This is a genomic window from Aureimonas sp. AU40 (assembly GCF_001463785.1).
Classification (GTDB): Bacteria; Pseudomonadota; Alphaproteobacteria; order Rhizobiales; family Rhizobiaceae; genus Aureimonas.
Window position 1 is genome coordinate 1 of sequence record NZ_BBWL01000037.1, and the last position, 25,426, is coordinate 25,426.

23 protein-coding genes are annotated in these 25,426 nt (G+C 69.4%); 14 read left to right on the forward strand and 9 right to left on the reverse strand.

Translation table 11 applies throughout. From position 1 onward, the window contains the following. Positions 1-151 precede the first annotated feature (151 nt). The 9 genes from AUL32_RS12465 (at position 152) to AUL32_RS12505 (ending at position 10,263) form a co-directional block, all read left to right on the forward strand. Positions 152-856 (forward strand): cytochrome c oxidase assembly protein, encoded by a 705-nt coding sequence (locus AUL32_RS12465; RefSeq protein WP_244497854.1) that lies wholly within the window; start codon positions 152-154, stop codon positions 854-856. Beyond that, on the forward strand, positions 853-2,142 hold the full coding sequence (locus AUL32_RS12470) for a c-type cytochrome (RefSeq protein WP_062115428.1): 1,290 nt from the start codon (positions 853-855) through the stop codon (positions 2,140-2,142). Before AUL32_RS12465 ends, AUL32_RS12470 begins: the two co-directional genes overlap by 4 nt. A 403-nt stretch (positions 2,143-2,545) precedes the next feature. Next, on the forward strand, positions 2,546-3,472 hold the full coding sequence (locus AUL32_RS12475; RefSeq protein ID WP_062115431.1) for a pyridoxal-phosphate dependent enzyme: 927 nt from the start codon (positions 2,546-2,548) through the stop codon (positions 3,470-3,472). A gap of 114 nt (positions 3,473-3,586) precedes the next feature. Next, positions 3,587-4,474 (forward strand): BadF/BadG/BcrA/BcrD ATPase family protein, encoded by an 888-nt coding sequence (locus tag AUL32_RS12480; protein ID WP_062115434.1) that lies wholly within the window; start codon positions 3,587-3,589, stop codon positions 4,472-4,474. 257 nt (positions 4,475-4,731) lie between these two features. After that, positions 4,732-5,844: an S-(hydroxymethyl)glutathione dehydrogenase/class III alcohol dehydrogenase gene (locus tag AUL32_RS12485; RefSeq protein ID WP_061973355.1), complete on the forward strand. Its 1,113-nt coding sequence runs from the start codon at positions 4,732-4,734 to the stop codon at positions 5,842-5,844. 2 nt (positions 5,845-5,846) lie between these two features. After that, on the forward strand, positions 5,847-6,341 hold the full coding sequence (locus AUL32_RS12490) for a GNAT family N-acetyltransferase (RefSeq protein ID WP_062115436.1): 495 nt from the start codon (positions 5,847-5,849) through the stop codon (positions 6,339-6,341). 26 nt (positions 6,342-6,367) lie between these two features. Further along, complete coding sequence (fghA, locus tag AUL32_RS12495; protein ID WP_062115439.1) at positions 6,368-7,210, forward strand: S-formylglutathione hydrolase; 843 nt, start codon at positions 6,368-6,370, stop codon at positions 7,208-7,210. Between the two features lie 95 nt (positions 7,211-7,305). Next, the gene (gene gndA / locus AUL32_RS12500; protein ID WP_061973360.1) at positions 7,306-8,739 is read left to right on the forward strand and encodes an NADP-dependent phosphogluconate dehydrogenase; all 1,434 of its coding nucleotides are present in this window, start codon (positions 7,306-7,308) and stop codon (positions 8,737-8,739) included. 228 nt (positions 8,740-8,967) lie between these two features. Beyond that, a complete protein-coding gene (locus AUL32_RS12505; protein ID WP_062115442.1) occupies positions 8,968-10,263 on the forward strand; it encodes a PQQ-dependent sugar dehydrogenase in 1,296 nt (431 codons plus the stop codon). Between the two features lie 55 nt (positions 10,264-10,318). Here AUL32_RS12505 and AUL32_RS12510 read toward each other — a convergent pair whose 3' ends face one another. The 7 genes from AUL32_RS12510 to AUL32_RS12540 form a co-directional block, all read right to left on the reverse strand. Further along, positions 10,319-11,158 carry an ABC transporter ATP-binding protein gene (locus tag AUL32_RS12510; protein WP_062115444.1) on the reverse strand — a complete coding sequence of 280 codons (840 nt, stop codon included), beginning with the start codon at positions 11,156-11,158 and terminating at the stop codon, positions 10,319-10,321. Positions 11,159-11,331: 173 nt separating this feature from the next. Continuing rightward, positions 11,332-13,350, reverse strand: a complete 2,019-nt coding sequence (gene fhuB, locus AUL32_RS12515; RefSeq protein ID WP_062115448.1) for a Fe(3+)-hydroxamate ABC transporter permease FhuB — start codon at positions 13,348-13,350, stop codon at positions 11,332-11,334. Then, positions 13,347-14,246 (reverse strand): ABC transporter substrate-binding protein, encoded by a 900-nt coding sequence (locus tag AUL32_RS12520; RefSeq protein ID WP_062115450.1) that lies wholly within the window; start codon positions 14,244-14,246, stop codon positions 13,347-13,349. Before AUL32_RS12520 ends, fhuB begins: the two co-directional genes overlap by 4 nt. A gap of 846 nt (positions 14,247-15,092) precedes the next feature. Then, on the reverse strand, positions 15,093-17,090 hold the full coding sequence (locus tag AUL32_RS12525) for a HAMP domain-containing methyl-accepting chemotaxis protein (protein WP_062115452.1): 1,998 nt from the start codon (positions 17,088-17,090) through the stop codon (positions 15,093-15,095). 264 nt (positions 17,091-17,354) lie between these two features. Continuing rightward, on the reverse strand, positions 17,355-18,419 hold the full coding sequence (locus AUL32_RS12530; protein ID WP_062115454.1) for an HlyD family secretion protein: 1,065 nt from the start codon (positions 18,417-18,419) through the stop codon (positions 17,355-17,357). Positions 18,420-18,440: 21 nt separating this feature from the next. Next, positions 18,441-20,030, reverse strand: coding sequence for an MFS transporter (locus AUL32_RS12535; RefSeq protein WP_061977607.1), 1,590 nt, complete (start codon positions 20,028-20,030; stop codon positions 18,441-18,443). Positions 20,031-20,160: 130 nt separating this feature from the next. Further along, the gene (locus AUL32_RS12540; protein WP_062115456.1) at positions 20,161-20,613 is read right to left on the reverse strand and encodes a MarR family winged helix-turn-helix transcriptional regulator; all 453 of its coding nucleotides are present in this window, start codon (positions 20,611-20,613) and stop codon (positions 20,161-20,163) included. A 132-nt stretch (positions 20,614-20,745) separates the two neighbouring features. Between AUL32_RS12540 and AUL32_RS12545 the strand changes: the two genes are divergently transcribed. Continuing rightward, complete coding sequence (locus AUL32_RS12545) at positions 20,746-21,042, forward strand: SelT/SelW/SelH family protein (protein WP_062115458.1); 297 nt, start codon at positions 20,746-20,748, stop codon at positions 21,040-21,042. A 100-nt stretch (positions 21,043-21,142) separates the two neighbouring features. On the opposite strand, the gene AUL32_RS12550 is transcribed toward AUL32_RS12545, so the two are convergent. After that, positions 21,143-21,577: a DUF1236 domain-containing protein gene (locus AUL32_RS12550; protein WP_061973381.1), complete on the reverse strand. Its 435-nt coding sequence runs from the start codon at positions 21,575-21,577 to the stop codon at positions 21,143-21,145. A gap of 220 nt (positions 21,578-21,797) precedes the next feature. Continuing rightward, positions 21,798-22,154 carry a DUF427 domain-containing protein gene (locus AUL32_RS12555; RefSeq protein ID WP_062115461.1) on the reverse strand — a complete coding sequence of 119 codons (357 nt, stop codon included), beginning with the start codon at positions 22,152-22,154 and terminating at the stop codon, positions 21,798-21,800. Between the two features lie 155 nt (positions 22,155-22,309). Here AUL32_RS12555 and AUL32_RS12560 point away from each other — a divergent pair, with 155 nt between their 5' ends. The 4 genes from AUL32_RS12560 to AUL32_RS25625 all read left to right on the forward strand — a co-directional run bounded on the left by AUL32_RS12560 (position 22,310) and on the right by AUL32_RS25625 (position 25,371). After that, positions 22,310-22,882, forward strand: a complete 573-nt coding sequence (locus tag AUL32_RS12560; RefSeq protein ID WP_062115464.1) for a sigma-70 family RNA polymerase sigma factor — start codon at positions 22,310-22,312, stop codon at positions 22,880-22,882. After that, positions 22,879-23,604 carry an anti-sigma factor gene (locus AUL32_RS12565; protein ID WP_062115467.1) on the forward strand — a complete coding sequence of 242 codons (726 nt, stop codon included), beginning with the start codon at positions 22,879-22,881 and terminating at the stop codon, positions 23,602-23,604. The genes AUL32_RS12560 and AUL32_RS12565 overlap by 4 nt, the downstream gene beginning before the upstream one ends. Before the next feature lie 805 nt (positions 23,605-24,409). After that, positions 24,410-24,985: a fasciclin domain-containing protein gene (locus AUL32_RS12570; RefSeq protein WP_062115470.1), complete on the forward strand. Its 576-nt coding sequence runs from the start codon at positions 24,410-24,412 to the stop codon at positions 24,983-24,985. Positions 24,986-25,212: 227 nt separating this feature from the next. Next, positions 25,213-25,371, forward strand: a complete 159-nt coding sequence (locus tag AUL32_RS25625; RefSeq protein WP_187301288.1) for a hypothetical protein — start codon at positions 25,213-25,215, stop codon at positions 25,369-25,371. Positions 25,372-25,426 lie beyond the last annotated feature (55 nt).

Sequence of the window (25,426 nt, forward strand, 5' to 3'; positions counted from 1 at the left end):
GGCGGGCGGAGGGCGGCGAGCCGCCGCACGACAAGCCGACCGAGGCCGATCGCGAGCGGCAGATGGAACTTGCCTCCGTGCTTTTGTCCGGCCTCTCCTTCCTCGCCATCGTCTTCACCGCCCTGCCGGTGCTTCTCGTGGCGGACTGCCGATGATCCCGTCGCGCTGGGACATCCCGCCCGAGCCCGTCCGCCCGGCTCCCCTGGGCCGCAAGGCATGGATGCGCCGGCACGCGCCGCTGGCCTTGGCGCTCCTCGTGCTGGTCGCTGCCTGGTTCGGGCCGCTGCCGGCGCGGGCCGAGACGTCCTTCGCCGCACATATGATCCTGCATATGGGCGTCGTCGCTTTGGCCGCGCCGCTTCTGGCCTTCGGCCTCGCGCGCTCCCGCCTTCTGCCGGCGGGCGCCGGAGCCGGGCGTTTCGTCCTGCCGGCGGCGCTTCTGGAATTCCTTCTAATCTGGGGTTGGCACGCGCCGGCCCTGCATGACGCGGCGCGCCAGAGTCTGGCGCTCTTCGCCCTCGAACAGGCCTCATTCCTGCTCGCCGGCCTCTTCCTCTGGACGGCGGCACTCGGCAGCCTCGGCAGCCAGCGCACCGGCGCGCGCGCCGCAGGCGCAGCCGGCCTGCTGCTCACCTCCATGCACATGACGCTGCTCGGCGCGCTGCTCCTGCTCGCGCCCCGCCCGCTCTATCGCTGCGGCACGCTTTGCTCGCCGCTGGCGACGCTGACTCCGCTGGAAGACCAGCAGCTCGGCGGCACGCTCATGCTCGCGGTCGGCGGCGCGGCCTATCTCGCGGGCGGCATCGCGCTGCTTGCCGGCGTTCTCAACACCAGACCGGCGGAGGCGCGTCCATGAAGCGAACCGTCGAGATTACGTGGCGCCGCCTCGCCCTTTTGCCGGCGATCGGCGTGGCCGGCGCGCTCCTCGTCGGCGGCTCGGGCCTCGTCTCGATCGCCGCCTCCTCGGGCCATTTCGCCCCCGTCGAATGGTTTCTCCATTGGACCTTCAACCGTGCGGTGGTGACGCAGGCGCTGCCGATCGCGGTGCCGGCCGGCGTCGATCTCGCAGACCCCCTTCTGGTGCAGCGCGCGGCGGGGCATTTCGCCAGCGGCTGCGCCCCCTGCCACAGCGCGCCGGGCGAGAAACAGTCGCCGCTGACGCAGGCCATGGTGCCGCCGCCGCCGCGCCTGGAGGACAATGTCGGCCATTGGCGGGACCGCGAATTGTTCTGGCTGGGCCTTCACGGCATCAAATATTCCGGCATGCCGGCCTGGACCGCCCCGTCGCGGCCCGACGAAGTCTGGTCCATGGTCGCCTTCCTGCGCGCCCTGCCGGGCATGAAGGCTGAGACCTATGCCGATCTGGCGCTGGGCGGAGGCCAAGCCGGCAAGGCCGGCGCCGCGCCGGCCCTGATCCCGGGCCTTGCCGCGCTGGGCGAGAAGGCCGCGCCAGCGCTCGCCGACTGCGCGCGCTGCCATGGTTATGACGGGCGCGGACGCGGCGCGCCGGGCGCCTTCCCCAACATTGCCGGCCAGCCGGAGGCCTATCTCGCGGCGACGCTCCTGGCCTATGCCTCGGGCACGCGCGAAAGTGGCATCATGACGCCCGCCGCCGGTATTCACGAGGAAGCGACGCTGCGCGAACTCGCCGCCTGGTATGCCGCGCAGGACCCCGGCCCCGCTGCGAGCGGACCGATCCCGCCGCCCGCCGGCGTCGCGATCGGGTACGAGGGCGCCGCGCGCCTGCCGCGCGGCAGCATCGGCCCCGGGGCACCCGACGTCGAGCCCGCCCCCTCGGGCGCGGCGGCCGCGCTCGACCCCGCCGCCGCCAACGGGCCACCTTATAGCACGGCGGGCTTGTCCGAACTCGGCCGGCGCATCGCGGAGGAAGGCCTGCCCGAGCGCAAGCTCGCTGCCTGCGAGACCTGCCATGGCGCCAGCGGGCGAGCGCGCAACCCAAGCCATCCTCGCATCGCCGGCCAGCCGGAATGGTTCATCGCCACCCAGCTCCAGCTCTGGAAGGACGATCATCGCGGCGGCACGCCTTCCAACCATGTCATGATCCCGATCGCCTCGAACATGACGGAGGAGCAGATCGACGCCCTGGCGCTCTGGTATTCCCGGGCCGACCCCGCCCGGTAAAGGGCCGGGACGGGGTGTCGGAAAGGCTGGGAAGATCGAGCGCCGGCTAACCTCGCCGCTGGCGGCATGGCTGTCCCTGGAAATCGTCGTCGCCTTCGTCTGTCGCGGAGGCGCGTCTTTTCCCAGTGCCGCGAGCGCCTTATGAGCGTAGGGCAAGACCCTGAGCGGCGAACCGAGCGGATGATTTGGAGTGCCTAACAGAACCTTTGGGCGGAGGATGGTCGAGGAGTTTTGTCCGGGGAAGAGGATCGAAGCTTGAGCGATGCCAGCGACACAGCCAAGCGTTCGCGACGAAGCCTCAGAAGACCCGACCAGCCGACCCCCTGAGGTTTTGTCAGGCGCCCTTCGATCCTGTCCCGGCCTGCCCCGCGCCGCGCAGGGAAAACACGGAGAAGGAAAGGCCATGCCGCTTCACATCGAGACGCCGCTGATCGAGTCGTCCAGCCTCGGGCGGCCGGGCCTTTCCGTCTGGCTGAAGCTGGAGGCGCTTCAGCCGCCGGGCTCCTTCAAGATTCGCGGCATCGGCCATGCCTGCGAGCGCCATGCGCAAGTCGGCAAGCGCCGCTTCGTCTCCTCCTCCGGCGGCAATGCGGGCCTTGCCGTCGCCTATGCCGGGCGAAGGCTCGGCTTGCCCGTCACCGTGGTCGTGCCGGAAACCACGAGCGCGCGGGCGCGCGCTCTGATCGAGGCGGAAGGGGCGGAGCTGCGGGTCCACGGCGCGGCTTGGCACGAGGCGAACGCGCTGGCCCTCTCGCTGGTGGACGGGGAGACCGCTTTTCTCCATCCGTTCGACGATCCGCTTCTGTGGGAGGGCCATGCCAGCCTGATCGACGAGGCCCTGCGCCAGGGGCCGGGCTTCGACGCGGTGGTGCTCTCGGTCGGCGGCGGCGGGCTGCTGTCCGGCGTGGTGGAGGGGCTGCGGCGCAACAAGCTTGAAACCTGCCCGATCTTCGCGGTGGAAACCGAGGGCGCGGCCTCTCTCACCCGCTCGGTGGAGGCCGGGCGGCGCGTCACGCTGGAGGCGATTTCCACCGTCGCCACTTCGCTGGCGGCGCGAGAGGTCTGCGAGCAGGCCTTCGCGCTCACGCAAAGCCACGACATCCGCCCCGTTCTCGTCGACGACCGCGCGGCGCTCGGAGCCTGCGAGCGCTTTCTGGACGACCATCGCATCCTGGTGGAGCCCGCCTGCGGCGCGGCGCTTGCCGCCGTCTCGGACGGGGCGGCCGATCTCTCCGCCTTTCGCTCCGTTCTCGTCGTGGTCTGCGGCGGAGCGGTCGCGACGATCGACACGATCCGCGCTGCCAGCGCCGCGCTGGGCGAGAGGGACTGACGGGCCAGGGATACACGAGACGATCGGTCCCGCCGGCGTTCGCGATTTCACGCCTCCCCCTCTCGCCACCCGGCCGGGCGCCGCGCATGATCGCCCCTGATTCGGGAGAACGGCATGAGCACCTTGTTTCTGGGCATCGACGCGGGCGGCACGAGTTGCCGCGCGCGGCTGATCGATGAAAGCGGCACCGTGTTCGGCGAGGGTGCGGCCGGGCCGGCCTCGGCGCGCTTGGGCGTGGAAGCGGTGTTCGACTCGATGATGGGGGCGGCGCGCGAGGCATGGCGCGCCGCCGAGCTTGGCCCCTTCGCGTTTACTCGGGTGCGCGCGGCCGCCGGAATAGCCGGCTATCGCCGCGAGGGCATCGCGGCCGACTTCACGGTTCGCCCTCATCCGTTCGAGAGTCTGCAACTGACCGACGACGGCACGATCGCGTGTCTCGGCGCCCATGGCGGCGCGGAAGGCGGCGTGGTGATCGCCGGCACGGGCTCCATCGCCTACGGGCTGCGCACGGGGCATGCGCTGCGTTTCGGCGGCTACGGCTTTCCCGCCTCGGACGAGGGCTCGGGCGCGCGGCTGGGCCTTGCTGCCATGGAGGCGGCGTTCCAGGCGATCGACGGGCGGGCGGTGCCGACGCCGCTGACCGAGGCGCTGATCGAGCGCTTCGGCGGCCGAGCGGCGGCGATGACGCATTGGTGCGACGGGGCGACGCCGACCGACTATGCCGCGCTGGCGCCGCTCGTCACGCTCCATGCCGAGCGGGGCGACCGGATCGCCCAGCTTCTGATGGAAGGGGCGGGCGACGCCCTGGCCGCGCTCGCCGCCGCGCTGGAGGCGGCGGGCTGCCCGCGCATCGCGCTGATCGGTGGCCTTGCCGGCGCGGTGCAGCCCTATCTGCCGCAGGCACTGGCCAAGCGCCTGTCCGAGCCGCTGGGGGACGCGCTGGACGGCGCGCTGGCACTGGCCGGCCTGCCGCTGACGCTCGCCGCGACGGATGCGCGATAGCGGTTCGCCTTGTCGCCCCGCTTTTGGTCTACGCGGTCCCGCTTCGGCGGCTGAGCCGCGATTCGGTGGCTCTCGCCCTCGGCCTTTGAACAGGTGCATTGGGGTCCCGCCAGAGTCCCGATGTCGGCAAATTTGTCGAACAGGCACCGATGCTTGTCGCTCCCATGGTGGCGCGACCCGCCATGCTTCGTGTATCGAGGGCCGATTGCAAACGCCGCGTCGCTCGGGCGTGGCCTCGGGATGGGGATGCGAAGACGATGAAATCACGTGCCGCCGTGGCTTGGGAAGCCGGCAAGCCGCTCACCATCGAGACCGTCGACATTCGCGGGCCGCAGCCGGGCGAGGTCCTGGTCGAGATCATGGCGACGGGCGTCTGCCACACCGACGCCTACACGCTGTCGGGCCTCGATTCGGAGGGCAAGTTCCCCGCCATTCTCGGCCACGAGGGCGCCGGCATCGTGCGCGAAGTGGGCGCGGGCGTCACCTCGGTGAAGCCGGGCGACCATGTGATTCCGCTCTACACGCCCGAATGCCGCAATTGTAAGAGCTGCCTGTCGCAGCGCACGAACCTGTGCACCGCCATCCGCTCCACGCAGGGCCAAGGCCTGATGCCGGACGGCACGAGCCGTTTCCGCTGCGACGAGTCGACCGTGTTCCACTACATGGGCTGCTCGACCTTCTCGAACTTCACCGTCCTGCCCGAGATCGCGGTCGCCAAGGTGCGCGAGGACGCGCCCTTCGACAAGATCTGCTACATCGGCTGCGGCGTCACCACCGGCATCGGCGCGGTGCTCTACACCGCCAAGGTCTGGCCGGGCGCCAATGTCGTCGTGTTCGGCTTGGGCGGCATCGGCCTCAACGTGATCCAGGGCGCCCGCATGGTCGGCGCCGACAAGATCATCGGCGTCGATCTCAACCCCGGCAAGGTCGAGATGGCCCGCAAGTTCGGCATGACCGACTTCATCAACCCGGCCGAGGTCGGCCGCGACAAGGTCGTGCAGGCGATCCTCGATCTCACCGGCGGCGGCGCCGACTTCTCGTTCGATGCGACCGGCAACACCGAGGTCATGCGCCAGGCTCTGGAATGCTGCCATCGCGGCTGGGGCGAATCGATCATCATCGGCGTGGCGGAGGCGGGCAAGGAAATCTCCACCCGTCCGTTCCAGCTCGTCACCGGCCGTGTCTGGAAGGGCACGGCCTTCGGCGGCGCGCGCGGGCGCACCGACGTTCCCAAGATCGTCGACTGGTACATGGAGGGGAAGATCAACATCGACGATCTCATCACCCACACCATGCCGCTGGACGAGATCAACACCGCCTTCGACCTCATGCACGAGGGCAAGTCGATCCGCTCGGTGGTCGTCTACTGAGGATGAAACCCGGCGAATGGCGCTGGCGGCGGTTCGACGCGCTTCACCTGCGCGAGCTGCACGATCTGTTGAAGCTGCGCTGCGACGTGTTCGTGGTGGAGCAGGCCTGCGCCTTCGCCGAGATCGACGGGCGGGACCCGGACGCGCTGCATCTTCTCCGCCTGGAGGAGGGCGGCGCGCTCGCCGGGTGCCTGCGCCTTTTCGCGCCTGACGAGTCGAAGGGGGACGAGGCGGAGAGGAATGCCGCCCGCATCGGGCGCATCGCCACCGCGCCGGCCCATCGCGGCACGGGCCTCGGTCATCTCATGATGGCCGAGGCCCTTCGCTTGTGCGCCGAGCGCTGGCCGGAAGCCGACATTCTCCTCTCGGCGCAAAGCCATCTTCAATCCTTTTATGGCAAGCACGGCTTCCAGCCCGTGTCGGAGCCCTATCTCGAAGACGACATTCCCCATATCGATATGCGACGCCGCGCGGGCGCCGCCGCAGCGCTTTCCTGATTGCCGTCTCGCAAGGACCATTGACCATGCCGCTCGATATCGTATCCACCGCGAAGGCCCATGGCGGCACGCAGGGGGTCTATGTCCACCATTCGCGGTCGACCGACACGGCCATGAAGTTCGCCGTGTTCACCCCGCCGCAGGCGAGCGAAGGGCGCGTTCCCGTGCTCTGGTTCCTGTCGGGCCTCACCTGCACGCACCAGAACGCCATGGACAAGGGCGAGTATCGCCGGCTCGCCGCCGAGCTCGGGCTGATGATCGTTCTGCCCGACACCAGCCCGCGCGGCCCGAACGTGCCGGACGAGACGGACAATTGGCAGTTCGGCTCGGGCGCCGGCTTCTATCTCGACGCGACGCGCGCGCCCTATGCCGAGAACTACCGGATGTACAGCTACGTCACGGACGAGCTGCCGAGCTATCTCGCGACGCATTTTCCCGCCGACATGAAGCGCCAGGGCATTTTCGGCCATTCCATGGGCGGCCACGGCGCCTTCACGATCGCGCTACGCAACCCCGAGACCTATCGCTCGGCCTCGGCCTTCGCGCCGATCGTGCAGCCGACCACGGCGGATTGGTCGAAGCCGGCCTTTGACAAGTATCTCGGCGTCGGCGCCAAGTCGCAGCGCGACTACGACACGGTGGCGCTGATCGAGGACGGCAAGCGCTTTCCCGAGTTCTATGTCGACCAGGGCACGGCCGACAGCTTCCTGGAAACGGGGCTCCGTCCGCAGCTCCTGGCCAAGGCCTGCGAGCGCGCCGGCATCAAGCTGACCCTCAACATGCGCGAGGGCTACGACCATTCCTATAATTTCATCTCGACCTTCATGGACGATCACCTGCGCTATCACGCCGAGCGCCTGAAGGCCTGAACCGGACAGTCGAGAAGGCGGCGGGGCGACCCGGCGCCTTTTTCACGAGGCGACACCGCCGCCGGGAGGGGGCGGCCCAAAAGGGGACAAGGACGATGAGCGAGCAGACCCGAGCCGATCTCGGCGTGCTGGGCATGGGCACGATGGGCGCCAACCTGGCGCTGAACTTCGCCGACAACGGCCGCTTCACCGTGGCGCTCGGCAACCGCACGGTCGAGAAGGCCTATGGCGTGCGAGACAACAACCCGGAACTGGCCGAGCGCTTGGTGCCGACGGACTCGATCGAGCATTTCGTCGGCGTCTTGAAGAGCCCGCGCGTCGTGGTGCTGATGGTCAACGCGGGCAAGCCGGTGGACGACCAGATCGCTCTCGTCCTGCCCCATCTTGCCCCTGGCGACATCCTGATCGACGCCGGCAATGCCGATTTCAACGACACGGTGCGCCGCGAGCGCGAGATCAAGGGCACCGGCATCCACTTCGTCGGCATGGGCGTGTCGGGCGGCGAGGAAGGGGCGCGCCACGGCCCTTCCATCATGGTGGGCGGCGATCGCGCCGTGTGGGAGCGCCTGAAGCCGCTGCTTGAGCCGATCTCGGCCAAGTTCGGCGGCGCGCCTTGCGTCGACTGGCTGGGCACGGACGGCGCCGGCCATTTCGTCAAGACCATCCACAACGGCATCGAATATGCCGACATGCAGATGATCGCCGAGATCTACGGCATTCTGCGCGACGGCGTCGGCCTTTCGGCCGGCGAGATGTCGGACATCTTCGCCGACTGGAACACGCGCGGCCTCCAGTCCTACCTCATCGAGATCACCGCCGTGACCCTTCGCGAGAAGGACCCGGAGACCGGCAAGGCGCTGGTGGACGTGATCGTCGACGAGGCCGGCCAGAAGGGCACCGGCCGCTGGTCGGTGATCGAGGCGCAGAAGCTCGGCGTCGGCGCCACCACGCTGGAAGCGGCCGTCTCGGCGCGCGGCATCTCCTCGCGCCGGGCCGAGCGCGGCGACGCGGCCAAGCTGTTCGGCACGCTCGACACCGCACGCGCCGAGTTCCACACCGACCACGAGGGCCTGGCCGAGCTGGAAGCGGCGCTGGAAACGGCCAAGATCATCGCCTATGCGCAGGGCTACGCCGTGATGGCGGATGCCAGCCGCGAGTTCGGCTGGAACCTGCCGCTCGGCGAGATCGCGCGCATCTGGCGCGCCGGCTGCATCATCCGTTCGCGCTTCCTGGACGACATCACGCAGGCCTACGAGAGCGGCGGGGCGGTGGTGAACCTCCTGCAGGCGCCGAGCTTCGCCGACCGCGTGCGCCAGGGCCAGGCGAGCCTTCGGCGCGTGGTCGCCAAGGCGGCGCTGGCCGGCTTGCCGGTGCCGGCGCTTTCGGCGGCGCTCGCCTATTTCGACGACTACCGCCGGGCGCGGGGCACGACCAACCTCACCCAGGCGCAGCGCGACCTGTTCGGCGCTCACACGTTCCACCGGCTCGACCAGGACGGCACGTTCCACCACAAGTGGCCGCAGGTCTGAGGCAAAACGCCTTCGACGCATAGAGAAAGGGCTCGCGCAGGCGGGCCCTTTTTTGTTCGGGAAAGGAGCCTTTCGCAAGAGGGATGGATCGTGCGTGCGCGGCTAGATCGTGCGAACACGATCGAATCACTTCGCCGGGAACAGCGTTGCTCCGTGGGGAGGGGACGCCAATTGCCGAGGCAAGGCGGCCGGCGTGCCGCATCCCTCCTTTCGCGAGACCTCTGCCCGATGCGCACGACATCCCGAACCCTCGCCCTTCTTCTCGCCTCGACGCTGCTCGGCGCCGCGCCCGCCTTGGCGCAGTCGCAGGGCACCGAGGCCGACCGTCTGTCGCATGTCGACGGCAACCTGCCGGACGCCGGCAACGCGCCCGGCAAACCGGCCGAGACCGCCGAGGCCAACGCGCCCTCGCAGAAGCCCGCCTTCGAGGGGCAGACGCGCGCGCCCCAGCCCACTGAACTGGCCAAGGTCGAGACCACGGTCCTGGCCGACGGCCTGCCGCATCTCTGGGCCATGGAGTTCCTTCCCGATGGCCGAATGCTCGTCACCGCCAAGAAGGGCGCGATGATGGTGCTGTCGGCCGACGGCAAGACGCGCACCGAGGTCTCGGGCGTGCCGAAGGTGGAGTCCAGCGGCCAGGGCGGGCTTCTCGACGTCGCGCTGTCGCCCGGCTTCGCCGAGGACGGGATGATCTACTTCACCTTTTCCGAGCCGCGCGAGGGCGGCGGAAACGGCACCTCGCTCGGCAGCGCCAAGCTGGTGATGGACGGCGACGCGGCCAAGCTGGAAGGCATGAAGGTCGTCTACCAGCAGATCCCCGCCTATGACGGCAACAAACATTTCGGCTCGCGCATCGTCTTCGCGCCGGACGGCAAGATCCTGCTCGGCGTTGGCGAGCGTTCCGACACGCCGATCCGCGATCAGGCGCAGGATTTGAATTCTGGCCTTGGCAAGGTCTTCCGCATCAATGCCGACGGGTCGATCCCTGAGGACAATCCATTCCTTGCCCGAGAGAACGCGCAGGACGCGATTTGGAGCTACGGCCACCGCAACATCCAGTCCGCCGCGCTGGATGGCGAGGGCCGGCTTTGGGTGGTGGAGCACGGCGCGCGCGGCGGCGACGAGCTGAACCGCCCGGAGGCCGGGAAGAACTACGGCTGGCCGGTCATCACCTATGGCGTGGACTATGGCGGCAACCCGATCGGCGAGGGCAAGACGGCGGGCGAGGGCATGGAGCAGCCGGCCTATTACTGGGACCCGGTGATCGGCCCCTCCGGCATGGCCTTCTACCAGGGCGACGAATTCCCGGCCTGGAAGGGCGCCTTCCTGATCGGCGGCCTGGTCACGCAGGGGCTCGTCGTCGTGCATGTCGACGGCGACCGCGTGAAGAGCGAGGAGCGCGTGCCGCTCGAAGCGCGCATCCGCGACGTGAAGGTCGGCCCTGACGGCGCGGTCTATGCCCTGACCGAGCGCCGCGAGGGCGAGGGCTCCTCGACCATCGTGCGCGTTGCCGCGGCGGACTGAGCGAGGCCTATCGACGAAGGAGAGGGTCGGCTCGCGAGGGCCGGCCCTTTCCCGTTCAAAGCGGGAAGGCCATCGGATCGCCCGAGCCGGGATGGGCGATCACCGCCATGTCGAGCCCGTAGATGCGACGCAGCGGCCCGGCGGCGACCACCTCGCCCGGCGTTCCGCGCGCGACGACCCGGCCGCCCTTCAGCGCCAGGATCTCGTCGCAGAAGCGGGCGGCCATGTTGACCTCGTGCAGCACGGCGATGACGCCGACGCCGCGCTCATGACTGAGCCGACGAACCAAGTCTAGAATCTCGATCTGGTGCGCGATGTCGAGCGCCGAGATCGGCTCGTCCAGAAGCAGGCATTCCGCATCCTGCGCCACCAGCATGGCGAGCCAGACGCGCTGGCGCTCGCCGCCCGACAGCGCGTCCACCGCCCGGTCGCCCATCGCCTCCGTGTCGGTCAGCGCCAGCGCCTCGGCGACTTTCTGCCGGTCCGTCTCGCGGAAGCGGCCGAACGGCCCGTGCCAGGGATAGCGGCCGAGCGCCACCAGCTCTCGCACCGTCATGCCGGGCGCGGCGGGCGTGGACTGCGGGAGATAGGCCACCGCGCGGGCGAAGTCGCGCGAGCCCCAGGTCTTGAGATTGCGGCCGCCGAAGGCGAGATGCCCGGCGCTGGGCACTTCCTGCCGCGCCAGGAGCTTCAGGAGCGTCGACTTGCCCGAGCCGTTGTGGCCGACGAGGCCGACGACGCGCCCCGCCGGCAGATCGAGCGAGATGTCCTCCAAGAGGCGCCGTCCCGGCACGTCGAAGGCGACGCCCTTGAGTGAGAAGCCGGCGCCCGCCCCGGCTTGGGTCCGTGTCTCTTTGGTCTTTCTGGCCGGGGTCGGGGTGAGCGTGTCGAGCATGGCGGACCTCAGAGGCTGTTTGGAGACTCGGCGGCTGAGGGCCGGCGAGGGATTTTGGGGTGTCGCGAGGCGCCAAACTTGAGGGATGCGAGGGCGCATCGGCGAGGATTGGCAACGAAGCGACGGCGAAAAAGAACCGTCGGACCGACCCGACCGAGTTTCCAAACAGGCTCTCAGGCGGAGCGGCGGTTGAGAAGCAGCATCAAGGCCGGCGCGCCGATCAGTGCGGCGACGATGCCGGTCGGCATCTGCCAGGGATAGGCGAGGGTGCGGCCGAGCCAGTCGGCCGCGACGAGCAGGAGGGCACCGGCGAGCGCCGAGGCGAGAAGCGCCGGCGCGGCGCGGTGGAAGCCGAGCATCCGGGCGGCATGGGGCGCCATCAGGCCGACGAAGGTGAGGGGGCCGACGATGGGCGTCGCCGCCGCCGCCAGCGCTGCGGCGAGCAGAAACAGGAACAGCCGGGCGCGGCCGAGCGGCAGGCCGAGCGAGGCCGCGCTGGGGGGGCCGAGCGGCAGGAGGGCCAGCGGGCGCGCGGCAAGGAGCGCCAGAAGCGTGAATAGGACCGCCCCGCCCGCCGCGCTCAAGGCCGCGCCAGCGCTAAGGCCGCTGGTGGAGCCCGCCATCCAGGCAAAGAGCATGAGGGCGCGCGGATCGCCCGTCGCCGACAAAACGCCCACCACCGCGTCGAGCAGGGCGTTCAGCGCGATGCCGGCCAGCAGCACGCGCTCGGGCTGGAAGCCGGAACGGCGGCCGAGCGCCAGGATGGCGCCGATCACCGCCAGGCTCCCCAGCGTCGCCATGAGGCCGACCAGCGAGGCATGCGGCGTTGCGGCGATGAAGAGCGAGAGCGCGGCGGCGAAGGCCGCCCCGGCGCTGACGCCGAGCACTTCGGGGCTCGCCATCTCGTTGCCGGTGAGGCGCTGAAGAATGAAGCCGGCAAGGCCGAGCATCACGCCCGCGCTGGCCGCGCCGAGGACACGCGGCCAGCGCCAAGGGAGGATTTCCGAAAATTCGGCGGGCGCCAGCCAGGCCCAGGCGCCGGTCAGCGCGTCGCGCCCCAGGCACAGCGCGAGGGCCGCCAGCCCCAGGCCGACGCCGAGGACGAGGGCGGCGCGCAGCGCGGGCGACATCGGCGGCCCGCCGGCCATGGGCGCAGCAGTGAGCGGCGGCCGCTCGGCGCGCGGCAGGCGCGGCAGAAGCAGGAGCAGGAGCGGCGAGCCGAGAAGCGCGGTGACGGCGCCGGTCGGCAGGAAGGCTTCCGAGGCGCCGGCCAGAAGCTGCACGCCGCAATCTGCCAGGAGCAGGAGCAGCGCGCCGATGAGGGCCGCGCCGCCCAGCCGCCCACCAAAACCCCGCGCGCCGGCAAGCCGCGACAGGATCGGCGCGACGAGGCCGATAAAGCCGACGACGCCCACCGCGCTCACCACGAAGCCGGCGATCAGGACGGCGAGAAACACCGCCATCGCGCGCAGTTTTCCGGCATCCAGCCCGCGCGCGCGCGCGCTGGCATCGTCGAGATCGAGCAGCGAGAGCGGGCGCACGATGAGCAGCACGAGCGGCAGGAGCAGGGCGAGGCGAAGGCTGAGCTGGAGCGCGGGGTCCCAGCTTTGCTGGCTCAGCGAGCCCGCGCCCCAGATGAAGAGCGAGGCGAGATAGCGCTCGTTGAGCAGCGTCAGAAGGGCCGAGAGGGCGCCGGCATAAAGGCCGACCACGAGGCCGGCGAGAATCAGCGTGACGGCGGCGAAGCCGCGCTTGCGCACCAGGGCGAAGACCAGCAGCGTCGACAGCCCGGCGCCGCCCAACGCCACGAGATCACGCCCGAAGCCCAGAAGCCCCGGCGCCCAGAGGGTCGCCACCGCCAGCGCCAGCCGCCCGCCCGCGTCGATGCCGAGCGTGGTGGGCGAGGCCAGCGGATTGCGCAGCGCCTGCTGCAGCAGCGCGCCGGAGGCGCCGAGCGCCGCCCCGCACAGGAGCGCCATCGCGGCGCGCGGCAGCGTGGCGTAGAGAAGCACCATGCGCGCGGGGTCGTAGCCCGCCGTGCTGAGCCCGCCTTGCCAGAGGGCGACGAGCGGCGGTCCTAGCAGCGTGGCGGCGGCAAGCGCCGTCGCCAGCGTCAGCGGCAGCAGGATCGCCAGCGCGCCGAGGCCGGCGCGCGATCCGCTGGCGGGCGCGGCAGAGTGGGCGGCGCTCATGCCGATCCCCCTTCGGGAAGCTTGTCCAGAAGCCGGGCGAAGCGCAGGGCCGAGGGGAGGGTCCCGAACATCAGCGAGGCCGGCATGGTGGCGACGCGGCCCTCGCTTACGAAAGGCAGATGCGTCCAAAGGGGCGAGCGCGCCAGCGCCGGCCAGATGTCGGCGGCGACCGGCTCGATCACGACGCATTCGGCCTCGCCCGCCTTCACCAGCTCCTCGACGCCCACCGTCGCGAAGCCCCAGCTGTTGACCTCGCCCTCCCAGGCGTTCTCCAGGCCGAGCCGGGTCAGGACATTGCCGTAGAGCCCCTTGCGCCCGTAGACGCGCACATGGCGCGGGTCGAGAAAGGACAGGAAGAGAAGCGCGCGCGTGTGGCGCGGGCGAAGCCGCGCGCCGAGCGTCTCCAACTCGGCGTCGAAGCTTGCGATAGCAGCTTCGGCCTCGCTCTCGCGGCCGGTGATGCGGCCGAGCGCGCGCGTCACCTCCACCGAGCGCGGCACGGGCTCGAACCCGTCGGCGCTACCATGGATGGTCAGCCGCTCCACCGGCGCGATGCGCTGCAGCGTCGGCTCGGCCATGGCCACATAGTCGGTGGTCAGGATCAGGTCGGGCTTCAACGCGGCGAGCCGTTCGAAATTGGGCTCCACCGAGGCGCCGAGATCGGCCGTGCCGGGCGGCAGGGCGGGCTCCACCACCCAGATCTTCCAGTCCTCCGCCGACATGACGGCGATCGGCGGCAGGCCGATCAGGATCAGCGCCTCGGCCAGCCCGTAGTCGATCACCGCGATGCGCGTGGGATAGGTATTTGCGAAGGCCGGTCCCCGCCAGAGCGCCGCGCTCGCCACGCCGAGGCCCAAGCGCCCCAGGGCGCGGCGCGAAAGCTCGTTGCGGCTCATGCGCGATATCCTGATTAGAAAAATCAGGTTTCTCCTAGCCGCACCCGCCCGCCCGTTCAAGGGGCGGCGGCGAGGGCGAGATAGGAGCGCAGGTTACATGCGGGACGGTCGGGGAATTTGGGACAGGACCTGCTGACGGAGAAGGGGCGCGGGATTTTCGCTGGGGCGAGGAGCGAAGCGTGAGGGATGCGAGGGCGCATGGCTCGGCCTTCGCCGCTAGGCGAGCGGATGAAAGACTGGCGGGCTGACCACGGCAGGTTTCATCCCAGGTTCCAGGAGCACCCAACAAGAACCTCGTGGGGTCGGCTGGTCGGGTCTTTCCACCGTGGACTTCGTCGCGGAGGCTTGGCCCTACCCCCTCGCATCCCTTGCGCTTCGTTCGCTGACGAGGAACGGGAAAAGCCTCGGCATCCTCTGCCCGAAGATTTTGTCATGCGCTCGAAAATAAAGGGAGCGAAGCGGCGACCGCTTCGCTCCCTCCAAGAGATGCTTGAAGGACAGGCGGTGCCTTTGCCTCAGGCGCTGAAGCGGCGGAAGCCGTCCGCCTCTTCGCGAGGCGCCGCGCCACCGGCCTTGCCGGAGGGCCGGGCCTCGGGCGCCGCCGCGCCGCCAGGGAGCACGCGCGGAACGGTGCCGGGCCGGGCCTGTTCGCCCTACTCGCTCTCCGCCGTTTCCAGGCGGAAGAAGACCGAGCGCTCGTCCAAGCCGACCCTGCGATGTCTCGTCGGGCACTATGAGGGACCTGAGCCCGACAGGGTTTGCGCGGGTTCAAAAGCAAAGGGAGCGAAGCGGTTTGCCGCTTCGCTCCCCCGAAAACGTGTCCGGTTGTCTGACGGCGCCCCTGCCTCAGGCGCTGAGGCGGTGGAAGCCGTCCGCGTCTTCGCGAGAGGCTACGCCGCCGGCCTTGCCGGAGCGCCGCGCCTCGAGCGCGGCCGCGCCGCCGGGGAGCACGCGCAGAACGGTGCCGGGCCGGGCCTGCTCTGCCTCGTTGCCTTCCGCCGCTTCCAGGCGGAAGAAGGCCGAGCGCTCGTCCAACTGGCGCGATTCCACCAGAAGCTGCTCGGCGGTGCCGCTCATCTCATGGGCCGCCCCGGCATTCTGCTGCGTGACCTGCTCCAGCTGCTGGATCGCCTGGTTGATCTGCTGCGCGCCCAGATGCTGCTCCTGGCAGGCGACCGAAATCTCGCCCACGAGCTCGGCCGTCTTGTGGATGCCCGGCACGAGCTCGCCCAGCCTCTGCCCGGCCTCCTGCGAGACCGACAGCGTGGCGCTGGACAATTGGCCGATCTCGCCCGCCACATGCCCGGCCCGCTCGGCGAGCTTGCGCACCTCGGACGCGACCACCGCGAAGCCCTTGCCGTGCGATCCCGCGCGCGCCGCCTCGATCGCGGCGTTGAGAGCGAGAAGGTCGGTCTGCCGGGCGATCTCCTCGACCTGCGTGATCTTCTGGGCGATCTCGCGCATGGCCTCGACGGAGTCGGCCACCGCCTTGCGGCTGCGCTCGGCGTTGGTGCTGGCCTCGGTCGCCACGGTCTCGGTCTCGCGAATGTTGTCGGCGGTCTGGCGGATATTGGCGACCATCTCCTCCATCGCGGCCGAGGCCTGCTCGGTGGCGGCGGCCTGCTCCGACGCGCCTTGGCTCAGGAGCTCGGCGGCGTGTGAGGACTGGCGCGAGCCGGATGCCACCTCGGTGGAGGATTGGCGCATGCCGGTCACGATCTCGCGCAGCTTGCGCGTCATCTCGTTCATCGTGTGCTGGAGATCGCCGATCTCGTCGCGGCTGCGGATCTCGACGGTCTGCGACAGGTCGCCTTCGCCGATCAGCCGCGCGAAGGCGACGGAGCGCGACAGCGCCCTCGAGATCGAGAAGGCGATCCATAGCGCAGCCGCCGCCCCGATCAGGATCGCGCCGCCGATCAGCGCCAGAAGCGTGGAGCGCATCGCATCGTAGCGTCCGTTCGCCTCCTCGACATAGTGCCCGGTGAGGCGAAGCGCGCTGTCCACACGGGCGTTGACGAGGTCGGACACGATCTTGGCCTTGGGAATCACCGTGCCGTTCAGATAGTCGAGCGTCGCCTCGCTCTCGTCCTTCAAAGCCTTGTCCATCTCCCCGCGCTGCGCGGCGAACAGCGCCGACCAGCCGTCCGCGAGGGGCGAGAGCTCGGAGGGCGACAAGGCCGGGTTCGCCGCCAGCGAAGCGAGGGCGGCGCGGAACTCCCCGTCGGCGGCGTTCAACGAATCGTTGGCGCGCGCGCGGGTCGCCGGTTCGTCCAGGCCGAAGGCTGATATCACGGCAAGCCGCGCGTCGGAGGAGGCCTCGGCCAGGCGCGCCGGAGCGGCGCTGTCGGGAAGGCGGGCCGCCAGCGCGCCGATTCGCGCGGCCAGCGCATCCGCCATGGGCGCGGTCTGCGTGATCGCCGTCTCGATCGGATTCTTGTCGCTCGCCACCACCATGGCGAGCCCCTTGCCGGCCGTCTCGCGATAGGTCTCGATCGCCGGTGTCAGTTCGGCCGCTTCGCCTTTCCGGTCGGCGGGCAAGGCGGTGAGATAGCGGGCGAGATCCGCGTCGATGCCCTGCCAGGTCCGCTCGTAGTCCTGGAGCATGGCTGCCTGCTTCTTCTCGTCGGGATAGACGAGCATGGCCAAGATCAGCCGGCGCGTGGCCATGACCTTGGTTTCCAGGGCCTGGATGTTGTGAAGCTGCTCGACGGGCTGGGCCGCGAAGGTCGCCATGCTCTCGTTGCTCTTGGCAAGGCTCGTGACGCCGCAATAGCCGGCGGCCCCCAGGAGAAGCAGGACGCTTCCGAAGGAAAGGAGAAGTTTCGTCTTGATGGTGACTTGCATGGAACTGCCTGCCTCATGGCCGAGGCGTGACCTGACGTCGGGCGTTCGTCACCTCCCTTGCCCGCCTCATGTCCCGCCTGCATCGTGTGGACGAATGTCGGCGGTGGCCCTTCCCCTCAATAGCCGAAGGGAAAGCCCAAGCATGCGACCCGCCTTGGCGAGAGGAGATAAGGTTAGGCGATTAAAGAATGTCGGAGCGAATCGCGACAATGCGGGGGAAGCCGGTTTTTGCCGGCTTTGCCCCCGATTCCGTGTCCCCGATTTTCAGCGCGCCGCCACGGCTGCCGCATCGGGCGCCGACGCCGTGTCCACCAGCACGACGACCGAGAGACCGGGCGCGAGGTCCGCCATATGCGGCTGGCCGGGGTCGATGCGGATGCGCACGGGCACGCGCTGGGCGACCTTGGTGAAGTTGCCGGTGGCGTTGTCGGGGCGCAGCACGGAAAATTCCGAGCCGGTGGCCGGGGCGAAGCGCTCGATATGCCCGGTCATCTCCAGGCCGCCGAACGCGTCCACCAGAAAGCGGACGGGCTGACCGACCTGCATTCCGGCGAGCTGCGTTTCCTTGAAGTTGGCGACCACCCAGGCGACGTCTGGCACGAGGCTGGTGAGCTGCGTGCCCGCCTGCACATACTGGCCGAGCTTGACGCCGACCTCGCCGAGATGGCCCGCCTTGGGGGCGAGGATGCGCGTGTTGGCAAGATCGATCTCGGCGAGATTGACCGCAGCCTCCGCGTTGTCCACCGCCGCTTCCAGCGTCTGACGATTGACGATCACGGTCTGCAGATCCTGGCGCGAGACTTCGAGCTGCGCCTTGGCCTGGTCGAGCGCGGCAGAGGCCTGGTTGTTCTGGCGCGTGGCGACGTCGAGATCGCTGCCCGGCACATAGCCCTGGCGCGCCAGCGGCTGGATGCGGGCGAGATTGGCGGCGGCGGTCTCGAAGGCGGATTCGGAGCTCTTCACCGCCGCTTCGTTGGCAGCGATCTTGGCGACGCTGGAACGGCGCTGCTGCTGGGAATTGGCGAGCGCCGCCTTCTGGCCGGCGAGACTGGCCCGCGCCTGCGCCACGCGCTGGGCGAAGATGCGGTCGTCGATCCGGGCGATCAGCTGCCCTTCCGCGACGCTCTCGTAATCCTGCACCGCGACCTCGGCGACGATGCCGGCGAGCTGCGGCGCGATCGTCGTCACCTGACCTCGGACATAGGCGTCGTTGGTGCGCTCGACGCTGCTGGCGAAGGGCGGCAGGCGCCAGGCGTAAAGCGCGAGCAGAACGCCGGCAGCGCCGACGAACAGGGCGACATAGGTGCCGAGTGAGCGGAAGATGCGCATGGACACGAACCGGAGCGTTGGTCAGCCCTCGGCCGGGGCGGGCGCTATGCGGGCGCGCAGCCGGTCGAAGGCGAGGTGAAGAAGAAGGAAGCCGAGGCCCACGGCGGCCAGAACCGCCGTCAGCAGGAATGCGTCGTTATAGGCCAGGATATTAGCCTCGCGCGTCGCCTGTGTGCCGAGCAGCACCAGCCCTTCGGCCTGACGAAGCGCGGGGTCGGCAAGCGTCGAGCGATAGCTGTTGCCGAGGGCAGCGATGCGCGCGGCCACGATCGGATCGGCCAGCGTGATGTTTTCCACGATCTGGTTCGAGTGGAACTTCTCGCGGATGGTGACGAAGGTGCGGAACAGGGCCGCGCCGATGGCGCCGCCGGTCGCCTGCGTGGTCAGGAAGATGATGAGGAAGGAGAGGATGTAGTTCATCCCCTTCTTCATCGCCGAGGCGAAACCCTGCGCCATGGCGGGGGGCAGGAACAGGACACCCGCCGCCGAGATGAGGCCTTGGCTCAGATACATCTGCTCGGGCCGCGTCAGCGAGGTCGCCTGCGAATCCATCAAGGCGCCCGTCATCAGGAACAGAAGCGCCACGATATGAATATACGGCGCGCGGCCGGGCTTGAGGATCGAGGCGCAGACGAGACCCGCCGTGACGCCAGACGCCAGCATCACGAGATAGAGCACCACCATCTGCTCGTTGCGCAGGCCCAGCACCTGGAAGAAGCCCGACGCGCCGCTGGTCTGCTCCGACAGGAGCAGCCGGAACAGGAGCAGCACTCCGGCAAAGTGCAGGATTTCCTTGGAGGTGATCCAGCGGATGTCGATCAGCGGATTGGTGCGGTTCAGCTCGATCACGGCGGCCACCGTCAGGCTGGCGAAGCCCCCCGCCAGCGTCCAGCCGATCCAGGGCGCCTCCAGCCACCAGTCGAAGGGGCCGAGCGTGACCGCAACGGCGATGGAGCCGAGGCCCAGCGCGATGAAGACATAGGACACGAGATCCAGCCGCTCGATCACCGGCGTCTTGGGCGGCGAGTTCAGCGGCAGGAGGCGGATGGCGCAGAAGCTCATCAGCGCCAGCGCCGTTTCCAGCATGAAGAGCCCGTTCCAGTCGTCGATGTCGAGCAGGCCCGGCGAGATGAGGCGCGCCAGGGTGGGCGCGATGGCGGTGTTGGTGAGGGCGAGACTCATGCCGATCGAAAGCTTCTTCTCGGGCGGGAAGCTCTCCAACATGTAGAGAAAGGCGAGCGAGGACATGGGCGAGGCCGCCGCGCCCGCGAAGAAGCGCACCACCAGCGCCGACTGAAGATCGTCCACGAAGAGATGCAGCAGCGTCACCGTGACGAAGCCGGCGATCGCCCATTCGGCAAAATTTCGCAGGCCGAACTGCGCGCGCATCTTGGTGAGAAGCAGCGTCAGGCTGACATTGGGCGCGAGATAGGCCGCGCTCAGCCAGACCGTCTCGTTCACGGTGGCGCCGAGCGGACCTTGAAGCTGGTAGAGATTGGCGGTGATGAGGTTGAGCCCCAGCCCCTGCGTCGCCGCGATCAGCGTCGAGGCCAGGATGTAGAGCGCCGCCATCTGCGGGGTCTTGCGCACATAGGGCGCGGGGGCGGGCATGGGCGCGCCGCGCCGGCGCGGCGCGGGCTGAGCGGGCTCGCCGTCGGGGCGCACATCCTGCGGCGCCGGACCGCCGATCGAGGCGGTGGCCTTTTCGGCGGGCTCGGCCGGGGCGGTGCCGCGCACGGTTTCATCCAGCATGGGCGCGGTCCCGGTCGATGGCTTCGGAAACGAGGGCGAGCACCCGAAGCGTATCCTCGGCCTCGGTTGCCGGCACGCCGGCCAGCACGGCGTCGCACAGCTCCTGCGCGATGCCGGCGACGATCGCGGCGGTCTTCTGGCCGTGCTCGGTCAACTCGACGCGCTTGACGCGCCGGTCCCCCTCGACGGAGAGCCGGCGCAGGAGCCCCAGCGCCTCCATCCCGTCGAGAAGCCGAACCACGGTCGGCCCCTCCAGCTCCAGATCCTCGGCCAGCTCGCGCTGCGTCATGGTCTGCCGGCTGAGCGCGGCCAGCGCCCGGGCGCGGGGGTAGGTCAGGCCGCGCGCGACCACCCGCGCGTTGAAGCGCGTGCGCAGCTTGCGCGCCGTCTTCATCAGCGTTTCGGCAAAGGCGGCTTTGAGAGCGGGGTCGGCCTCGGTCATACAAACAATATGGATAGGGTGCTTCTAGTGAGCAATGTATCAAAGCATGCATTCGGTGAACGCACCGTTGACGCGATGCCACAGCGCTCGGCAAAACACCCCAGCCGATCCGCCGTTCGAAGGATGCCTGCCATGTCCGACGCCACTTCCCCTGCCGCCGCTCCCCGCATTTCGATCCGCTATTGCACGCAGTGCCAATGGCTCCTGCGCTCGGCCTGGCTGGCGCAGGAACTTCTGTCGACCTTCGGGCCGGACCTCGGCGAGGTCGCGCTCGTGCCGGGTACGGGCGGCGTCTTCGAGATTCGCTACGAGGACGAGCTGATCTGGGAGCGCAAGGCCGAAGGCGGCTTTCCCGAGGCCAAGGTTCTCAAGCAGCGGGTGCGCGATCGCCTCGACCCCGAGCGCAGCCTCGGCCACAGCGACCGCTGACGGCCAAGGGAGCGGAACGAGTGCGGGCCGCGCTCTTCGCAAGCGAAGGAGGCGGCCCGTGTTTTATGCCGCGCTCAGGCGGCACGTCGGGTTCGAGCGCTTAGCGCTCGACATAGGTGACGACGCGGCGGTCGGCCTTGGAGACGATCACCGGCCGGTCCTTGTTGTAGAAATAGACATAGTCCGGGTTGGAGGGGACGGGGGTCAGCACCACGGTGTCGGGCACGACATAGCCGTTCTTGACCTCGCCCTCGACCACGACCGGATTGACCGGGTTGGCCACGACATATTGCTGCACGTCGTCAGGGGCCGAGGCCGCGCCGCCGATCACCGTGCCGGCCACGCCGCCGACCACGGCGCCCACCGGTCCGCCGACCAGCGCGCCGGCCACGGCACCGGCGCCCGTTCCGGCCAAGGTACCGGCTGCGCGTTCACCATTGCTCTTGGGTTCGGTCGTGGTGACGACCGTGGTCTGGGCCAGGGCCGGGCCGGCCAGAAGCGCGAGCGCGGCGGAAGCGAGAATGATCTTGCGCATGTTATGTCGTCCTTGAAACGTCCCTCGCGGCAACAAACAAGCGACCGGCCTTTGCGTTCCCGCGATGGCTTCGCCATTCGCGCTGCACTGCGACAAATCGTCTCCCGGTGTTCGCGAGAAAAATCGGTCTGTCGATCTCGTCGCGCCAAGCCCCTCTCGCGGACGGCACGCGGCGGGCAGTGCCTCGCGGAACCTCCACCGCCACTATAGGAGCGGACCTTCAGCGATCCTCGGCCACCGCGATGCGCACCTTGTCGGGATAGAAGGCGAGATAGCCGGCGATGGCGCGGGCCGCCTCCTTGGGCTGGTCGTAGCTCCACACGGCGTCCTCGGCGCCGTAGCCTTCGGCCGAGATCGACCAGTAGCGCGCTTCGCCCTTGTAGGGGCAGGTGGTGCGCTTGTCGCTTTCCTGGAGAAAGGCCATCTCGGCATGGTCGCGCGGGATGTAGTAGACGGGCTCGTGCCCGGCCTCGATCAGCTTCAGGGCGTCCTTGGTGGAGGCGATCACCGCGTCGTGGAACAGGACCTGGACGGCGCGCGGCTCGCGCTCGATGCGGATGCGGTCGGTGGCGGACATGGTTGGTTCTCCCTTGAGCGGGCGCCTCTTCGAACGTGGGCTGCCCTTGGCGAGACAAGCCGGCTCGGGGCGCCCCGGTTCCCACAGGTTGCGCCCGGCGGTTGACAAGCCGGCGCCGGGCCTGTTCCCGTGCGCGCGCCGCCGGGAGGAGACGGATGCAGCCACGAACGAGCCCGAACACGCCGCGCGACCATCTCGCCCGCCGCCTCCTTGCCGTGGCGGAGGGGGACCGGGCCGCGCTGCGCGACGTCTACGACCTCACGGCCGCGAAGCTTTTCGGCATCTGCCTGCGTATCTTGAGCGACAGGGTGGAAGCCGAGGACGTGTTGCAGGAGGTCTACCTCACGGTCTGGAACAGGGCGGGGCGGTTCGAGCCGGAACGGGCGAGCCCGATCACCTGGCTTGCCACGATCGCCCGCAACCGCGCCATCGACCGCCTGCGGGCGCTCGGCCCCGCGCGGGCCGGTCGAAGCGGGCTGGAGGCGGCGGACGAGGTGGCCGACGACACACCCGACGCGCTGGCGCGGCTGGAGGCCTCGGACGAGACGGCGCGCCTGCGCGCCTGCCTCGAGCAGTTGGAAGAGCGCACGCGCGGCGCCATTCTCGGCGCCTTCTTCGGCGGGCGCACCTATGACGATCTGGCTTGCCAGGCGGGGATTCCGCTCGGCACGATGAAGAGCACGATCAGGCGCGGCCTGATCCGTTTGAAAGGATGCCTCAGCGAATGAGTGGCATTGCCGATCCCGAAGGCGAGGGCTGGCTGGCGGCGGACTACGCGCTGGGCGTCCTGCCGCAGCGCGAGCGCCTCCTGGCCGAGCGGCGCGCCCGGCAGGACCCCGGTTTCGCCGCCGAGATCGGCGAGTGGGAAGCGCGCCTCGCGCCGCTGGCCGAGGCCGTGCGCCCGGAATCGCCGCCCGCCAGCCTTTGGGCAGCAATCGAGCGCGAGTTGCCCAAGCCTCGGCCTGCCGCCGCCCCGCCGGCGCTGGATGTCGGCCGGCGCGTCTCGTCGGTCTGGCGCTGGCTGGCGCTCGGCTCCACCGGCCTTCTTGCCGCGAGCCTCGCCTCGGTCGTGGTGCTGGTCTCCAATCCCGCCGCCCCGCCGGCCCCGGCCATGATGGCCTCCGTCTCGACCTCGGACGGCGCGGCGCTGCTCACCGCCGTTCTCGATCCGGTGGGCGGCCATGCCATGCTCATGCCCGGCGCCATGCCCATGCCGGAAGGGCGCGTGCCCGAACTCTGGATCATTCCCGAAGGCGGCGCGCCGATCTCGCTCGGCCTTCTCGACCCCGCCCGCCCCTTGCGCATCGCGCTGCGCCGGCCCGGCATGGCGGAGGACATGATGAAGCCCGGCGGGGCCATGCTCGCCATCTCTGCCGAGCCGGTGGGCGGCTCGCCCACAGGCCAGCCGACCGGCCCGGTGCTCGGCACCGGCGCGCTGCGCTCGATCTAGGGGACGGCCTGGCAACCCGGTCGGGTCAGGGCTTTTGGCGACGCCGCTCCCGGCGCGCCATGCCGCGCGACGAAGGCGGAGCTGCGCCAGCGCGGCGAGGGATTCGCTCATCCGTATGGGCCGCCTCCAATCCTCGCCGACTCGCCCTCCAAGCTGGTCGCTGGGCCTATCGGGCCATCGTCCGGCAGGTTTGCTCGCTGCGTTGTCGAACAGTCTCTGAGGCCACCTTGCAAGGCCATGGGGTAGGCTAACCGGGTCCTTTCGCCGCCGACTATGCCGCGAATGCTTGCCCCGGCCGTTGGCATCGACTGCGCACCGATCCGCGACCCAAAAGAAAAGTCCATTGATCCTCCTCTCTGGAGGTTTCATCAGGCACTCCAGGCCAAGACTCCGGCGCCGGGCCGCCTGGATCTCGCCGCTGCCCGCGATCAATCGGTAAGGAACGCGCTGGCGCGCAGGCCCGCTGATGGGCCGCCCGGCGCCCGCCTTTGGTCTGAGGCGGACCCAGACCCAGACCCTTTGACCGCTCAGACGATACGGTCCAGCGAAACTTGTAGCTGATGGCGGTGCGCTTCCCGGCTACAGCCCTGCCGCCGCTATAACCGTCTGCTGCCGGCTCTCCGATGGGCTGATCCTCTTCTGGTGCCCCTCGACCTGCGCTCGGGCCACGCCGCCGCGATCCGCCCCAGCGCCACAAACCTCCCTTAAAATTTATTTGCGGCCCCCCTGCATCCGCCGGCCCCCGCCCGCTCGTAGCTCATCCCGACCCGCCCAGCCGTGGTGGGAGCCACCCAGGGAGAGTCCCATGCTTCGCCAGTCCTTCGCCGCCCTTCTCGTCGCCGGTTCGCTCGCTGCATCTAGCGCGGCCTTCGCCCAGTCGCCCGTCATGGTCGGCGGCGCGCCGATGTATGCCAACAAGACCATCGCCCAGAACGCCCCCGAGGCGCCGAACCTCACCACGCTGGTCGCCGCCGTGAAGGCCGCTGGCCTCGTCGACACGCTGGCCTCCAAGGGCCCCTTCACCGTCTTCGCTCCGACCGACGCCGCCTTCGCCAAGCTGCCCAAGGGCACCGTGGAAACGCTGGTGAAGCCGGAGAACAAGCCGACCCTCACCAAGATCCTCACCTACCATGTGGTTGCCGGCGACTATTCGGCCGAGCGCCTGATGCGTGAGGCCCGCCGCAACAAGGGCGAGGTGCATCTGAAGACCGTCGAGGGCGAGCCGCTGACGGTGAAGATGATGGGCAAGAAGCTCGTCGTGATCGACCGCACCGGCAAGGCCGCGACCATCCAGACCGCCGACGTCAAGCAGTCCAACGGCGTGGTGCACGTGATCGGCTCCGTGCTCATGCCCAAGATGAAGCCCGCCAAGACGGGCTGATCGCCCGTCGCATAAGCTTGGTTCTCGAAGGCCCGGACGCCATGCGTCCGGGCCTTTCGCTTGGGAGCGTGGCGACGAAGCGAGGTTTTCGAGCTAGAGCATTTCCAGGCAAAGCGGACACGCTTTGCCGTCGGACAATGCGCCCAATCGAAGAGCTAGAGCCTGTCCGGTGACCTGAATTCACCGGACAGGCTCTAGAGAGGGCGCCGGAGGCCCTGTCTGCGCGCATGAACAAGCTCTTTTCCTTTCTGGTGATCTTGGTGATGGCCTTCCATATCTGGCGCCCGCTCGGCTTGCCGGGCCTGCGCCGGCGCGGCGACTTCTGGAAGATCGCCATCGCCGCCATGATCCTTTTCGGCCTCGACGTGGTTCTGCGCGGGCATTGAAAGGGTCTGCCTTCAAAAGAGCGTGGTGCGCTGCGAAAGGCTCTTGCGGCGGGGG

What these genes read in the sequence shown, in the direction of transcription:
- AUL32_RS12465 (WP_244497854.1), top strand. Translation starts at nt 152, where the DNA reads ATGATCCCGTCGCGCTGGGACATCCCGCCCGAGCCCGTCCGCCCGGCT.
- AUL32_RS12470 (WP_062115428.1), top strand. Translation starts at nt 853, where the DNA reads ATGAAGCGAACCGTCGAGATTACGTGGCGCCGCCTCGCCCTTTTGCCG.
- AUL32_RS12475 (WP_062115431.1), top strand. Translation starts at nt 2,546, where the DNA reads ATGCCGCTTCACATCGAGACGCCGCTGATCGAGTCGTCCAGCCTCGGG.
- AUL32_RS12480 (WP_062115434.1), top strand. Translation starts at nt 3,587, where the DNA reads ATGAGCACCTTGTTTCTGGGCATCGACGCGGGCGGCACGAGTTGCCGC.
- AUL32_RS12485 (WP_061973355.1), top strand. Translation starts at nt 4,732, where the DNA reads ATGAAATCACGTGCCGCCGTGGCTTGGGAAGCCGGCAAGCCGCTCACC.
- AUL32_RS12490 (WP_062115436.1), top strand. Translation starts at nt 5,847, where the DNA reads ATGAAACCCGGCGAATGGCGCTGGCGGCGGTTCGACGCGCTTCACCTG.
- fghA (WP_062115439.1), top strand. Translation starts at nt 6,368, where the DNA reads ATGCCGCTCGATATCGTATCCACCGCGAAGGCCCATGGCGGCACGCAG.
- gndA (WP_061973360.1), top strand. Translation starts at nt 7,306, where the DNA reads ATGAGCGAGCAGACCCGAGCCGATCTCGGCGTGCTGGGCATGGGCACG.
- AUL32_RS12505 (WP_062115442.1), top strand. Translation starts at nt 8,968, where the DNA reads ATGCGCACGACATCCCGAACCCTCGCCCTTCTTCTCGCCTCGACGCTG.
- AUL32_RS12510 (WP_062115444.1), bottom strand. Translation starts at nt 11,158, where the DNA reads ATGCTCGACACGCTCACCCCGACCCCGGCCAGAAAGACCAAAGAGACA.
- fhuB (WP_062115448.1), bottom strand. Translation starts at nt 13,350, where the DNA reads ATGAGCGCCGCCCACTCTGCCGCGCCCGCCAGCGGATCGCGCGCCGGC.
- AUL32_RS12520 (WP_062115450.1), bottom strand. Translation starts at nt 14,246, where the DNA reads ATGAGCCGCAACGAGCTTTCGCGCCGCGCCCTGGGGCGCTTGGGCCTC.
- AUL32_RS12525 (WP_062115452.1), bottom strand. Translation starts at nt 17,090, where the DNA reads ATGCAAGTCACCATCAAGACGAAACTTCTCCTTTCCTTCGGAAGCGTC.
- AUL32_RS12530 (WP_062115454.1), bottom strand. Translation starts at nt 18,419, where the DNA reads ATGCGCATCTTCCGCTCACTCGGCACCTATGTCGCCCTGTTCGTCGGC.
- AUL32_RS12535 (WP_061977607.1), bottom strand. Translation starts at nt 20,030, where the DNA reads ATGCCCGCCCCCGCGCCCTATGTGCGCAAGACCCCGCAGATGGCGGCG.
- AUL32_RS12540 (WP_062115456.1), bottom strand. Translation starts at nt 20,613, where the DNA reads ATGACCGAGGCCGACCCCGCTCTCAAAGCCGCCTTTGCCGAAACGCTG.
- AUL32_RS12545 (WP_062115458.1), top strand. Translation starts at nt 20,746, where the DNA reads ATGTCCGACGCCACTTCCCCTGCCGCCGCTCCCCGCATTTCGATCCGC.
- AUL32_RS12550 (WP_061973381.1), bottom strand. Translation starts at nt 21,577, where the DNA reads ATGCGCAAGATCATTCTCGCTTCCGCCGCGCTCGCGCTTCTGGCCGGC.
- AUL32_RS12555 (WP_062115461.1), bottom strand. Translation starts at nt 22,154, where the DNA reads ATGTCCGCCACCGACCGCATCCGCATCGAGCGCGAGCCGCGCGCCGTC.
- AUL32_RS12560 (WP_062115464.1), top strand. Translation starts at nt 22,310, where the DNA reads ATGCAGCCACGAACGAGCCCGAACACGCCGCGCGACCATCTCGCCCGC.
- AUL32_RS12565 (WP_062115467.1), top strand. Translation starts at nt 22,879, where the DNA reads ATGAGTGGCATTGCCGATCCCGAAGGCGAGGGCTGGCTGGCGGCGGAC.
- AUL32_RS12570 (WP_062115470.1), top strand. Translation starts at nt 24,410, where the DNA reads ATGCTTCGCCAGTCCTTCGCCGCCCTTCTCGTCGCCGGTTCGCTCGCT.
- AUL32_RS25625 (WP_187301288.1), top strand. Translation starts at nt 25,213, where the DNA reads ATGAACAAGCTCTTTTCCTTTCTGGTGATCTTGGTGATGGCCTTCCAT.